The organism is Leptotrichia sp. (genome assembly GCF_057270615.1).
Genome location: NZ_DBHIXN010000008.1, coordinates 1 through 12276, shown reverse-complemented (window position 1 = coordinate 12276; position 12276 = coordinate 1). Strand labels below are relative to the sequence as shown.

14 protein-coding genes and 1 pseudogene are annotated in these 12276 nt (G+C 28.0%); 4 read left to right on the top strand and 11 right to left on the bottom strand.

Features of this window, described 5'->3' with window-relative positions; all coding sequences use genetic code 11:
- Positions 1-84 precede the first annotated feature (84 nt).
- The 7 genes and pseudogenes from deoC to ACO409_RS02710 form a co-directional block, all read right to left on the bottom strand.
- Positions 85-750: a deoxyribose-phosphate aldolase gene (deoC, locus tag ACO409_RS02740; RefSeq protein ID WP_485554603.1), complete on the bottom strand. Its 666-nt coding sequence runs from the start codon at positions 748-750 to the stop codon at positions 85-87.
- Positions 751-914: 164 nt separating this feature from the next.
- Positions 915-2123, bottom strand: a pseudogene (locus tag ACO409_RS02735) (ATP-binding protein).
- Positions 2124-2281: 158 nt separating this feature from the next.
- Positions 2282-2575, bottom strand: a complete 294-nt coding sequence (locus tag ACO409_RS02730) for a Txe/YoeB family addiction module toxin (protein WP_485554601.1) — start codon at positions 2573-2575, stop codon at positions 2282-2284.
- Positions 2569-2808, bottom strand: coding sequence for a type II toxin-antitoxin system Phd/YefM family antitoxin (locus ACO409_RS02725; RefSeq protein WP_485554599.1), 240 nt, complete (start codon positions 2806-2808; stop codon positions 2569-2571). Before ACO409_RS02725 ends, ACO409_RS02730 begins: the two co-directional genes overlap by 7 nt.
- A 68-nt stretch (positions 2809-2876) precedes the next feature.
- Positions 2877-3782: a CorA family divalent cation transporter gene (locus ACO409_RS02720; RefSeq protein ID WP_485554598.1), complete on the bottom strand. Its 906-nt coding sequence runs from the start codon at positions 3780-3782 to the stop codon at positions 2877-2879.
- Positions 3783-3898: 116 nt separating this feature from the next.
- Complete coding sequence (locus ACO409_RS02715) at positions 3899-4324, bottom strand: hypothetical protein (RefSeq protein WP_485554596.1); 426 nt, start codon at positions 4322-4324, stop codon at positions 3899-3901.
- Positions 4325-4711: 387 nt separating this feature from the next.
- Positions 4712-5536, bottom strand: a complete 825-nt coding sequence (locus tag ACO409_RS02710) for an SDR family NAD(P)-dependent oxidoreductase (protein WP_485554594.1) — start codon at positions 5534-5536, stop codon at positions 4712-4714.
- Positions 5537-5784: 248 nt separating this feature from the next.
- On the opposite strand from ACO409_RS02710, the gene fabV reads away from it, so the two are divergent.
- Positions 5785-6978 (top strand): enoyl-ACP reductase FabV, encoded by a 1194-nt coding sequence (gene fabV / locus ACO409_RS02705; RefSeq protein ID WP_485554593.1) that lies wholly within the window; start codon positions 5785-5787, stop codon positions 6976-6978.
- A gap of 97 nt (positions 6979-7075) precedes the next feature.
- Here the strand turns inward: fabV and ACO409_RS02700 are convergent, their stop codons facing one another.
- Together ACO409_RS02700 and ACO409_RS02695 are read right to left on the bottom strand one after the other, a co-directional pair.
- Entirely contained in the window at positions 7076-7513 is a 438-nt protein-coding gene (locus ACO409_RS02700; protein WP_485554591.1) for a hypothetical protein, read from the bottom strand.
- Positions 7514-7541: 28 nt separating this feature from the next.
- Positions 7542-8168: an EndoU domain-containing protein gene (locus ACO409_RS02695; protein ID WP_485554589.1), complete on the bottom strand. Its 627-nt coding sequence runs from the start codon at positions 8166-8168 to the stop codon at positions 7542-7544.
- A 210-nt stretch (positions 8169-8378) separates the two neighbouring features.
- On the opposite strand from ACO409_RS02695, the gene trpS reads away from it, so the two are divergent.
- The 3 genes from trpS to ACO409_RS02680 are packed head-to-tail and all read left to right on the top strand — an operon-like array spanning position 8379 to position 10036.
- On the top strand, positions 8379-9353 hold the full coding sequence (trpS, locus tag ACO409_RS02690; RefSeq protein ID WP_485554587.1) for a tryptophan--tRNA ligase: 975 nt from the start codon (positions 8379-8381) through the stop codon (positions 9351-9353).
- Between the two features lie 55 nt (positions 9354-9408).
- Positions 9409-9768, top strand: coding sequence for a type II toxin-antitoxin system RelE/ParE family toxin (locus tag ACO409_RS02685; RefSeq protein ID WP_485554585.1), 360 nt, complete (start codon positions 9409-9411; stop codon positions 9766-9768).
- Positions 9761-10036, top strand: a complete 276-nt coding sequence (locus ACO409_RS02680) for a helix-turn-helix domain-containing protein (protein WP_018449644.1) — start codon at positions 9761-9763, stop codon at positions 10034-10036. The genes ACO409_RS02685 and ACO409_RS02680 overlap by 8 nt, the downstream gene beginning before the upstream one ends.
- A 177-nt stretch (positions 10037-10213) precedes the next feature.
- On the opposite strand, the gene ACO409_RS02675 is transcribed toward ACO409_RS02680, so the two are convergent.
- Both ACO409_RS02675 and ACO409_RS02670 read right to left on the bottom strand, forming a co-directional pair.
- Positions 10214-11257 (bottom strand): hypothetical protein, encoded by a 1044-nt coding sequence (locus tag ACO409_RS02675; protein WP_485554582.1) that lies wholly within the window; start codon positions 11255-11257, stop codon positions 10214-10216.
- 291 nt (positions 11258-11548) lie between these two features.
- Positions 11549-12276: YARHG domain-containing protein (locus ACO409_RS02670; protein WP_485554580.1), on the bottom strand; the 728-nt coding region annotated here is incomplete at its 5' end.

Here is a 12276-nt window from a genome sequence, read left to right as displayed (position 1 = left end):
AAAAATTATAATTTTTTGACAAGGGGTATTGGACCCTTGCTATCATAATTTTTTTATTCAAAGAAAAAAATATTTTTTCAAAATTTAATATCCAGAACTTTTGTTTTCAGCCCCAGTTACAATCGCAATTCCAGAACTCGTTCCCAATCTTTCGGCACCCAATTCAATATATTTTTTCGCAGTCTCAAAGTCTCTCACTCCACCGCTTGCCTTAACCTTAGCCTTATCTCCAACTGTTTTTTTCATAAGTACCACATCTTCAAATGTAGCCCCTTCTGTTCCGAAACCTGTCGAAGTTTTTACAAAATTAGCATTCGCATTAACAGCCAATTCACACGCCTTCACTTTTTCCTCATCAGTCAAATAGCAAGTTTCAATAATCACTTTCAAGATATTTTTTCCAATCGCTTCTTTAATTCTTCTAATTTCATTTTCCACCAAATCGTAGTCCTTATCTTTCAATGCTCCAACATTAATAACCATGTCAATTTCTGAAGCACCATCTTCAATCGCCTTTTTCGCCTCGAATACCTTTACATCAGTCGCCATAGCCCCCAAAGGAAACCCAACTACTGCTGCAACCTTTACATCACTATCCTTAACTTGACTAAAAGCATACTCAACATTTGCCCCATTCACGCAAACTGAATAAAATCCATATTCTTTTGCTTCATCGCATAATTTTTTTATATCTTCTCTCGTAACACTCGCCTTCAAAATTGTGTGATCAATAAATTTGCTTATGTTCATTATTATCATTCCTTTCCTTAATTTGTTATTTATTTTTTTGTTGTACTATAAGTATACCTACTTTTTCCCCTTTTAGCAACACTATTTTATATAACAAAAAATACTGAAAAATATTATTTTTAACCGATACTGTTCTTTACAACTATTCAATTTTTGCAGTTAGCTTATTTTATTAAAAATTCTATCAAATTTACATGCTTTATCCCATTTCTTGACATATCAAATTCATCCATCGACAGCACATATTTTGGATAATTGTCTTTAATATTTTCTAAAACTGAAAATTCTCTTTCTTTTGTATCTTCTGAGGCTAATAAATAACTTACTTGAATATATATTGTTTCATCATTTCTTTTACAGATAAAATCTATTTCAAGATTATCTACCTTTCCAATTTTTAGATTATATCCTCTTCTCAGCATTTCAAAATACACAATATTTTCCAGTACTTGATTTATATTTTTCTGATTATTTTCCATTATAGCTTCTCTTATCCCATGATCAGCTATGTAATATTTTTCATTCACATTCAATATCTTTTTTCCTAATAAATCATTTCTAGCAACCCGGTAAACTAAAAATGCCTCTTCACATGCTTTTATATAGTTTAGTATTGTCTCTGTTGCAACTTTTCTATTCTCGCTTTTAAAAAATTTAGAAATTGATGTTGCTGAAAATGTATTTCCAATATTCATAATAACATAATTTATTATTCTTTCAAGTAAATCTGTATCTCTAATATTATTTCTCTGGGTAATATCCTTCAATATAATGGAAGCATATAAGTCTTGTCAATATTGCATACTTGCTTCATAATTGTAATCCAAATTATGAAGAAACGGCATTCCTCCAAATTTTACATAGTCTTGAAATGCTTCTTTTACTTTTATTTCTTGATTTTTCTCCTGTATAATTTCAAAAAACTCTTTAAATGAAAACGGATACACAACAAACTCAATATATCTCCCAGCCAGATATGTTGAAAGCTCTCCTGAAAGCAGCTTAGCATTTGAACCTGTAATATAAATATCAAATCTAAACTCTTCATCCACCCTCAAAGAGTTCACACATCTTTCCCATTCTTTCACTTCTTGAATCTCATCTAAAAAAATATAGTAGCTCTTATATTTATCATCAACCTTATTTAAAATAAAATCATACAATCTCTCATAATTTTTTAGATTTCTATATTTCAAATTTTCAAAATTAATATAAATAAACTGTTTTTCATTTATTCCTATATTTTTTAATTCTTCCATTAAAAGTTTTAACATTACTGATTTTCCACTTCTCCTTATTCCTGTCAAAACCTTTATCACATCTTTATCAATAAAAGGTACTATTTGTTTTATATACTCATCTCTTTTTAACATCTTATCACCTCTTTTCAATTATAACTTACAAAAAACTAAAAATCAATATTTTCATCAGTTATAACTTATAAAAATATATTTTTCTGCAATTTTATAAGTTATAACTTAGCAAATAAATACAAAAATTTAAAAAGATTAGCCTTCATTTTTCATAAAAACTAATCTTTACTTATTTCATAAAATTCATAACGTGTCCATATACTAATAATATTTATCCTTTTTTCTTCCTCAATAACTTCATAAACAAGCCTATGTTGCTTATTAATTCTTCTTGAATAATATCCCTTCAAATCTTTAGTTAGAATCTCGTAAGATGGTGGAGTTTGAAAAGGATTTTTCTTTATAAGATTTATCAATTTATCTACATTATTTTTTAATGCTGGAAATTGTTTTATTTTCTCCTTATCTTTATTAGCTTTCTTTAAAATATAAATCTTATATTCTTCTACCATTCAAAAACCTCATAATCTTCATCAGTAGCATTCTTTGCAGCTTCAATCTTTTCTTTCATATTTGGATCTGACAGCAAATATAAAGTTTCTAGTAAACCGTTATATTCAGCTTCACTAATGATAATTGCATTTCCTTTTTTTGTATTCACATTAATAACATCATTATAGTCAATCGCTGATTCTAAATAAGAAAATAAATTTTTTCTCAAATTAGTTGCATTTGTATTTGTCACAAAAATCACTCCTTTCACCTATGTACATAATACAGTACACAAATAAAAAAGTCAAGATTTTTTTCATATTATAAAACCTTATCTTTCATATACTTCCATAAAATCAACATTAAAATCATCATTATTACAAAAATTATGACTAGTGCCAAGAAACCCGTATCTTGAAGAGGTAACTTCACATTCATTCCATAAAATCCAAAAATCATATTTGGAACTGTGATTAATATTGTTGCTGCAGCCAAAATTTTCATTGTAATATTCATATTATTTCCAATATATGAAGAATATGTTTCCCTTGTTGTTTTACAGATTTCACAGTATGAAGACGATAAATCAAGTGTAAAATTTATTTCTTGTAAAATTCTTGTCATGTATTCTTCATATTGCTCAAATTGTTCATCTTCTTTTAAATTCTCAACGACATAATCCAAATTTCTCATTGCAATATTGTAAACATAAAAACCTTGCTCCACTTCCGATAATGAAATCAATTTCTCATTACTTTGCTGCTCTCTCAAAACTGTTTCAATCTTATCATGCTCCCCAATCAAAATTCTCACATGCTTATAAAGACTTTGGGAAATTTTATGAAGCATATTTAGAAAAAAACGATTTTCCTCAAGAATTTCATCCCTTAATTCAATGTATTTCTCAACAAAATCATAAAAATCTTCATAATAATCATCGTCCAAAATAACAATTTTGTCTTTCTTCAAACAAATCACAATCGGATTAATCTCGTAAGATGTAACTTCTTTATCTCTCATAGGTTTCTTCACAGTCGGATAATACAATTTATAGATTTCCCAGTCTGATTTTGAAATTCTCGGTGTAAAAACTTCCTCATCAATGACATTTTTTATCTTTTCTTCAGCCATCTCCAATCTTTCAGACACAATTCTATAATCTTCATCTTTCAAATTATATACATACGAAATTGTTTTCCCACTTTTTGTATCTATTCTTTTTATCATAACAACCTTCCTCAATCACTCTTAAAATTTTTACTTTAATGAATAAATTATATCAAAAAATGGGGTCTATTTCAATTTTTCAAAATATTTTTTAATCTCCAAATGACTTTTTTATTCTATAAACTTTCAAGCCAATTTACAAATTCTAAAAATACCTCTATCTCTGTTATTTGTTGCAAATATCTCAAGTCAATATATTTTCCAGATTTTTTATGATAAAAAAACTCAATGTCCCAAAATTCTGTTTCAATAAATCCTAATTTTGGATCATATTTAAAATATGAAAATTTATCAAAGTTTTTCCTGAAGTATTTTAATTTTGCATAACATAATTGATATTTTCTAAAAATAACTTCTAATATCGTATTCTTCAAGATAAAATTATGCGAAAAATAGACTCTTTCTGGAACGTTATTTTTAGTCGTCATCCATTGCCTTTTATCATTTAATTTTAATTTATATTTGTTTATATAATTTATTTTATCTTCTGACAACTCATTTTTTAACTTTTCTTCCAAAATCATTAATTTTTTATCGTCCAATTTTTATTTCTCCTTTTTATATTTTTCCAATTTAAAAATAGCACAATTCCTCCCATATTTTCAATTCTGAGTTTCCTTGTGCTATTTTGTGAACTACTCACGACTAAAAGTCGAGAGCTTCATAAGATAACTGAAAAAGTAAGTTATCTTCTAAGAAGTTTGATTTTAAAATCCTTATTCTTTTTGGCTAGTCCACAATAGCCACTACTAGATAAGACATTATGTCTACACTGCTACTTTTTATCTGTATATTATATTTTAAATCCAAATATATTAGTAATATTGCAAATTTTAAAGCAACATTTTCAATGTTGGTGTTATTCATCTCATGGCTAAAGCAACAAGTGTTCTAACACACTTAATAAAATTTACTATTTATAAAGTTTCCTATCTTCCAACAGTAGTTCCACCATCAATTGACAAGCATTCACTTGTGATTTCCTTTGCAAAATCAGAAGCTAAAAAAGCAGTTGCGTATGCTATGTCTTTTCCACTTTGAGCATGACCTAAAGGTATCAGTGATTCTACGGATTTTTTCCACAATTCTTCACGAACTTCTGGTGATACTTCTTCTTTATTGTTAGGATCCCAGTTATGTGACATTCCATCTAGTATTTCTTCCCACATTGATGTACGGATAATTCCTGGCAAAATACCATTTACACGAACATTATATGGTGCTCCTCTTCTTGCTGCACTTTGTACCAATGAAGTAACTCCTGCTTTTGAAGCACAGTAAATTTGCAACATATCCATTCCTTCTCTACCAGCAATTGATGAAACTAATATTATATTTCCAGATTTTTGTTTCATCATAGTTCCCAAAGAATGTTTTAAAACTAAAGCAGATCCTACGACATTAATATTTAATATTCTTTGCATTTCTTTTGCATTTGTATAAAGTAAATCTTGTATAGAAATTACTCCAGCCGCATTCACCACTACATCTAGTTTCCCATTTCCTAATGTCTTTGCATCTTCTACCATTTTTTGAACTTCTTCTTCATTTGAAACATCACATTTTGTGAAATCTGCTTTTACTCCAAAATTTTTAAGCTCAGCAACTGTTTTTTCAGCTTCTTCTGTATTGAAGTCACCAATATGAACATTTGCTCCACAAGATGCAAAAAGTAATGCCATATCTTTTCCCAAACCTTTTGCTGCTCCTGTCACTAAAACTGTCTTTCCTGTAAAATCAATAGTCATTCCCATTTTAATCATCTCCATATTTTTTATTGTTTTAATATTTTTTGCTATTTATCACTTCCTTATTAGTTTACCACATAATTTATTTTAGTCAATATTTTTAAAACTATTTTGATAATCAAAGTTATTTATTTCTATTTAATTTAAAATATTTCTTGAAAACGTGGCTTAAAATATGTTATCATTTTAAATATATATATATTTTTAAAAAATAAAAATTATTATAATAAATAAATTTAGGAGGAAAAAATAAAATGGTTATAAAACCTAGATTAAAAGGTGGTTTAGCACTTACAAATCATCCAATTGGAGCAAAGGAATTTGTAAAAAGACAAATTGATTACGTAAAATCACAAGATAAGTATGAAGGTCCAAAAAAAGTACTAATTATTGGTTCTTCTTCTGGATATGGACTTGCGACAAGAATTTCCCTTGCTTTTGGTGCTGGAGCCGAAACTATTGGAGTGGCATTTGAAAAAGGTATCGAAGGGAAAAGAACTGGATCTGCTGGATGGTGGAACACAATTGCATTTGATGAAGCTGCTGAAAAAGAAGGACTAAAATATAAAAATTTCATCGGTGATGCTTTTTCTTTTGAAATGAAAGATGATGTAATAAAATTCATCAAAGAAGAATTTGGTGGAAAAATTGACTTGTTAATTTATAGTTTAGCAAGTGGAGTTAGAACTGATCCTATTGATGGCGTAACTTACCGTTCAGCATTAAAATCTACTACAAAAGAAATTACAGGACCAACTATCAATTTTGAAAAGGAAACTATGGAAGAAACAACAATGGGTGTTGCAACTCCTGAAGAAATTAAAAGTACTATAAAAGTTATGGGTGGAGAAGACTGGAAATTATGGATTGAAGCACTTGATAAAGGTGGCGTTCTTTCTGAAGGCTTTAAAACAGTCGCTTACTCATATTTAGGTCCAAAAGTAACTTATGGAATTTATAAAGAAGGTACAATTGGAGCAGCAAAAAGAGATCTAGAACATATTTCTGATATTTTAAATGACTTTTTAAAAGAAAGACATAATGGTGAAGCTTACGTTTCATTAAGTAAAGCATTAATGACAAAAGCAAGTGCAGTTATCCCTATTTTCCCATTATACGCAGCATTACTTTATAAAGTAATGAAAGAAAAAGGTATTCATGAAGGTACAATCCAACAAAAACATAGATTATTAACTCAAATGGTTTATGGAAATCATCCAGTAATTGACGAAGAAAGAAGATTACGTCCAGATAACTGGGAAATGCGTGAAGACGTTCAAGCTGAAGTAGAAGCACTTTGGGATAAAGTTACTCCAGAAAACTTTAAAGAAATAAGTGACTATGCTGGAGCAAGAGAAGAATTTATGCAATTAAACGGATTTGACTTTGACAACGTAGATTACGATGCTGATCTTGATTTAGAAGAATTGGCAAAATTAAGACCTTAATTTTAAAGATTTACAAAAATAAAACTTATAAAATAAAAAAATAGACTATCTTGATTTAGAATAAAAATTATTCTTTTGATAGTCTTTTTTATTTTTGTTAAATCTCCACTACAACTTCACTTTTTAAATCGAATTCCATCCCCAAAAACCTTTTCCAGCTTTCCAAAACTTTTTTATACTCCTTAAACTTACAGCTCCACAGCGGATATTCCTCACAAATCCCAAAAATCGTATGCTCAAATTCTACTCTATTTTTATTAATTTTATGCTGAAAAGCCTGTCCATCCCAAGTAGTTTCCTGCAATTTCCCATTTTCAACTTGTTCTAATTGGGGCAACAGAATATTAATTATTTCTGTATCTGGGAAATCTTCCATTATTCCAGTTATTAAATATTTGGTATATTCTTTTTTCTTTTTTTCTAAAGAAACATTTTTTTTCTTATTTTTGGCTATTTCCCTTTCAGAAAATTTTACTTCTGGAAATGCAGTCAGCCCAAAATCTTCATCATCATAATATCCAAATTTTATAATCATTATGCCTTTCCTTTCTTTAATCTAATTTTTAACGATTTTCATAAACAGGATAAGCAGTTATTCTAGGACTTTTATAGCCACGAATTAAAACTCCGCTTTTGCTGATTCCTTGCCACATATTGCTATCTCTGCCCTTTAAATCTTTTCTATTTTCCCAGGCTGAATTTATTTCATCAATTATTCTAGCTTCATCCCAATTTTCTGGAAACATTGTATTTACTCCACCATTAGATGTTTTCGCTTGCCAAGTTCCATCTTTTTTCTTTACTTCAATGCTTGCCCGATATACTCCATTTTTAGCTGGACTTCCAATCTTTTTTACAATTCTGACATCTCCACGTAAAAGCGAGTGTCCTCCCGTAACTTTTCCTTGAGAATTTTCATCTCCGCCAATTACATGTTCATAATCAATTTTATATTTTTTATTTTCTAATTTTTTACCATTTAGATATTGTTTTTCATTACTGTTTCTTTTATCGTTATTTTTTTTGCTTTCCCATTTAGCAAATTTATTACTTTTTTCATTTTGTGTAACAAATCCTTTTGAAAAATTATTTTTTGTTTTATTACTATTTCTTCCAAAATACATTTTTCCAAGTCCAAATAGGACAACAACAAGCAGTAGCAATATTTTTGTTAGTCTATTTTTATTCATTTTACAAACTTCTCCTTTTCATATTTTACTTTGAGCATATTATATCAAAGTTATATTTTAAAATCAATAGAATGAACTTTATTTTAATATTTTACAAAAAATTTTTTTAGTGATATAATGTTAACATACTTTTAAAACATATTTTAACTTTAAGAAAATAAATTGATAAGTTTTAAAATAAAAATACTTAAATAAATTATGGAGGTTTTTATGAGAAGTTTATCTGGTATTCAACCCAGCGGGATTTTACATATTGGAAACTATTTTGGAGCAATCAAGCAATTTGTAGAATTGCAAGATGAATATGAAGGATTTTATTTTTTGGCAAATTATCATGCCCTGACATCTTCACCAAAAGGAGAAGATTTAAAATCTAATACAATAAACGTGATTTTGGATTATTTAGCTTTGGGGTTAAATCCTAAAAAATCAACATTATTTTTACAGTCAGATGTGCCTGAACATGCAGAATTATCTTGGATTTTATCAAATATTTCTCCGATGGGGCTATTGGAAAGAGCTCATTCATATAAAGACAAGGTTGCAAAAGGAATTAAGCCAAATGTAGGACTGTTTACTTATCCGATACTTATGGCAGCTGACATTTTAATGTATTCTCCAGATATTGTGCCTGTTGGAAAGGATCAAAAACAACATTTGGAAATGACTCGTGATATTGCAACTAAATTTAATGAAACTTATAACAAGGAAATCTTCAAATTGCCAAAAGAAAAAATTGTTGAAAATGTGGCAACTGTGCCAGGAACAGATGGTGACAAGATGAGTAAATCTTATGGAAATGTAATAAATATGTTTGGTTCAAAAAAAGCATTAAAAAAACAAATTATGAACATTGTAACAGATTCAACACCTTTAGAAGAACCAAAAGATCCTGATAACAATATTACAAAATTATATGCCCTTTTTGCAACAGAAGCAGAAGTAGAGGCATTGAAAGAAAAATTCAGAGCAGGAAATTTTGGATACGGACATGCTAAAAATGAATTATTTGATAAATTTATGGACTATTTTTCTCCATTCCAGAAAAAACGTGAAGAGCTAGAAAATAATATGGATTATGTTTATGAAATTTTACATAAAGGTGCAATTAAAGCTAGAAGTATTGCTACTGCCAAGATGGATGAAGTTAGAGATGTAGTTGGACTTTTGAAGAAAAATTATTAAAAAATTCTTGACAATATATGTTATATCATATAAAATGTAAAAGGGAGGGGAAAATATGAGTAAATTTATTGTAGAATTTTTTGAAAAAGGAAATGGAACTTGTCCAGTAAAAGAATTTATTGTTTCACAAGATTTAAAAATGAAGACAAGGCTAGTTCGTATGATAAAGTTACTAGAATTAGAAGGTAACAATGTCAGAGAACCGTACTCTAAATCTCTAGGAGACGGAATTTATGAAATAAGGGTACAACAAGGAAGTAATATAGCAAGAATTCTATATTTTTTTGTAATAAACAGAAAGATTATTTTAACCAATGGATTTATAAAAAAATCTCAAAAAACATCTAAACTAGAGATAAATAAAGCCAAAAAGTTTCGGTTTGAATATTTTAAAAGGAGTGACAAATATGAGTAAATATTTTAAAGATTTTTTAAACGAACAATTAAAAGATGAAGAGTTTAGAAAAGAATATGAAAGTCTTGAAGCAGAATTTCAAATTATAAAAGAAATTATTGAAGCAAGAAAAGATAAAAATATCACACAAAAGGAATTGTCAGACTTAACTGGGATAACGCAAGGAGATATAAGCAAAATAGAAAACGGAAATGCCAATCCTTCACTAAAAACATTAAAAAAATTGGCTGCTGCATTTGGTAAAAAATTAGTAATTTCATTTGAATAACAAATAAAAAAGACACGCTCAGGTGTCTTTTTTTTGAACTTTACTAACCCCCATTTGAATAACGAATACACTATAAATCTTTTTATTAGATTAAATCTAATATTTTCTCTTAAATAATTAAAATAAATATTCGCTTTTTAAATAGGGAATAATATAAATTTAAAACTTCTGTATATACTAATTTTTTATAAGACTTGCATTAATTATAGCATACAAATTTTTGGCATCTTTTTCAAATTTTACACTATATTTATAACCTTTTTCAGTTTTTTCTATATTTTTAGGCAATTTGTTAAATTCAAGTCCATTTTCTGCATTAATTAGAGTAATTTTTAAATTTTTTATATTTTTTGAAGGTTTATTTTGAAAAACTACATTTATATCAAGATTAATTGCTTTATTTTTTTCAGCTAATATTTTGTTTTTTTCGGCTTCAGATATGTCTGTAACTTTTGAAGAAATTTTTACAATTTCAGGCTTTTCTGGAGCTGCTCCTTCGCTATTTGTAAGTATTAATATTTTATCATTTTGTCTAATTTTGTTAGATATTTCAAATACGATTTTTTCAAAATTCTTAATATCTTTAACTTTAATATTTTGGGCTTTCAGATCGAGTGTATTTCCAGTTATTACATCAACAGGTTCAGGCTTATTGTCTTTTATATTTATATTACGGCTTCCTCTTCCTCCGAATAATATACTTTCTTTTCCAAACAATACAGAATTACTCTCTATTACGATTTTATTATTTATGACAGAACCTCTGTGGCTGTAACCACCATAAACATTACCACCAATTTTCGAGTCGCCTTTTATTATTATTTCATTATCACTTACTACTGAATTTTGTCCAGCACCACCGTAGACACTTCCACCTCTTACTGCTTTCACTCCATCTTTTTCCCAAAATCCATTTGTTGCCAAAACACCACCATTAATAATTACCTTGTTATTTTTTATTTCAGGAAATTTATTGTTGTTGTCTTCTACTGCTCCAAAAACACGTTCAAGAGGTTTTCCACCTGAATTAATATAAACAGTATTTCCTTCAAAACTTGAAGAAATACCAAATGAATTTTCCAATTTTACAAATCCTAATGCTTGAGTAGCTTTATTATCTTTCGGATATGTTACTGTTTCCTTTGCAGCAAGACTCATACTTAACATTGCAATTCCCGCTAAAATAATTAATCCCTTTTTTAATTGACTTCTCATTTTCATAATGTCCTCCTAGAAATAAATTATTTTCAAAATTAAATTTTGAATAATTTTATGTATATTTTACTCCTAATTAGTTTGATTGTCAATTATTAAGTTAATAAAAGTATAATTTTCTTCATTTTTATATTCTTCTATTATTATATTTTAAACAATTATAAAATTAAATAGATATGTTCAATAACCTAAGTTTTTTTATCTATACAAGGGGTCAAGACCCCTTGCTTCAAGATATTTATTTTATTAAATTCTAAGTTTGTATAGTTATCGAACAGGTCTAATATATAAATAAACTTACCTACTAATAGTTGGTTTTCCTTCTGCCATCAGAATATTATTTAATAAATCAAATTCACCTTGCGAGAAATTTCTTTCACTTACTTCGTTATATTCTCCCCGATACCATGTTTTTCTGCTAAAATAGCTAGAATATTTAGGAGTCTGAAATATACGATTATATTTGGCATATATCGTATTTCTTAATAAAGCTAATTCTTCTGAACTAAAATTTGTTCTCAAAAAATCTACTGATGGTAAATTTGATGCTAAATAATTAATATTCTCTAAATCTGTCATATTTTGTGAGGGTTGTTCACTAAATCCTGAAAAATCTTTACTAGCTAAATTAATATCAGAAATATCTTGTGAATTTGTATTAGTTTGATTATCATCTTTCAGATGTATTTCGTTATTATTTTCTTTTGTATTATTCTGTTCTATAACTTGTTTTTGAGAGCTACCAGGAATTGTATGTTTGATAGCCACTGTATTATTATTTTTATTATTCATTTTAAAAAACATATAACCTGCTAAGCATGCAATTAATATGTAAAGAAGAGGTAATAAAGCTTTTGAATTTTTATTTGAAGAATTTTTTGTCTGCGTATTTCTATAAAAATCATAATTTCCAGGGCCATTTGTCTGAGCATTATCGTAAAAATTATAATTTCCAGGGTCATTTGTTTGGGCATTATCGTAAAAATTATAATTTCCAGGGTCATTTGTTTGGGCATTATCGTAAA

What these genes read in the sequence shown, in the direction of transcription:
- deoC (WP_485554603.1), bottom strand. Translation starts at nt 750, where the DNA reads ATGAACATAAGCAAATTTATTGATCACACAATTTTGAAGGCGAGTGTT.
- ACO409_RS02730 (WP_485554601.1), bottom strand. Translation starts at nt 2,575, where the DNA reads ATGGTAGAAGAATATAAGATTTATATTTTAAAGAAAGCTAATAAAGAT.
- ACO409_RS02720 (WP_485554598.1), bottom strand. Translation starts at nt 3,782, where the DNA reads ATGATAAAAAGAATAGATACAAAAAGTGGGAAAACAATTTCGTATGTA.
- ACO409_RS02710 (WP_485554594.1), bottom strand. Translation starts at nt 5,536, where the DNA reads ATGGGAATGACTATTGATTTTACAGGAAAGACAGTTTTAGTGACAGGA.
- fabV (WP_485554593.1), top strand. Translation starts at nt 5,785, where the DNA reads ATGGTTATAAAACCTAGATTAAAAGGTGGTTTAGCACTTACAAATCAT.
- ACO409_RS02700 (WP_485554591.1), bottom strand. Translation starts at nt 7,513, where the DNA reads ATGATTATAAAATTTGGATATTATGATGATGAAGATTTTGGGCTGACT.
- ACO409_RS02695 (WP_485554589.1), bottom strand. Translation starts at nt 8,168, where the DNA reads ATGAATAAAAATAGACTAACAAAAATATTGCTACTGCTTGTTGTTGTC.
- trpS (WP_485554587.1), top strand. Translation starts at nt 8,379, where the DNA reads ATGAGAAGTTTATCTGGTATTCAACCCAGCGGGATTTTACATATTGGA.
- ACO409_RS02685 (WP_485554585.1), top strand. Translation starts at nt 9,409, where the DNA reads ATGAGTAAATTTATTGTAGAATTTTTTGAAAAAGGAAATGGAACTTGT.
- ACO409_RS02680 (WP_018449644.1), top strand. Translation starts at nt 9,761, where the DNA reads ATGAGTAAATATTTTAAAGATTTTTTAAACGAACAATTAAAAGATGAA.
- ACO409_RS02675 (WP_485554582.1), bottom strand. Translation starts at nt 11,257, where the DNA reads ATGAAAATGAGAAGTCAATTAAAAAAGGGATTAATTATTTTAGCGGGA.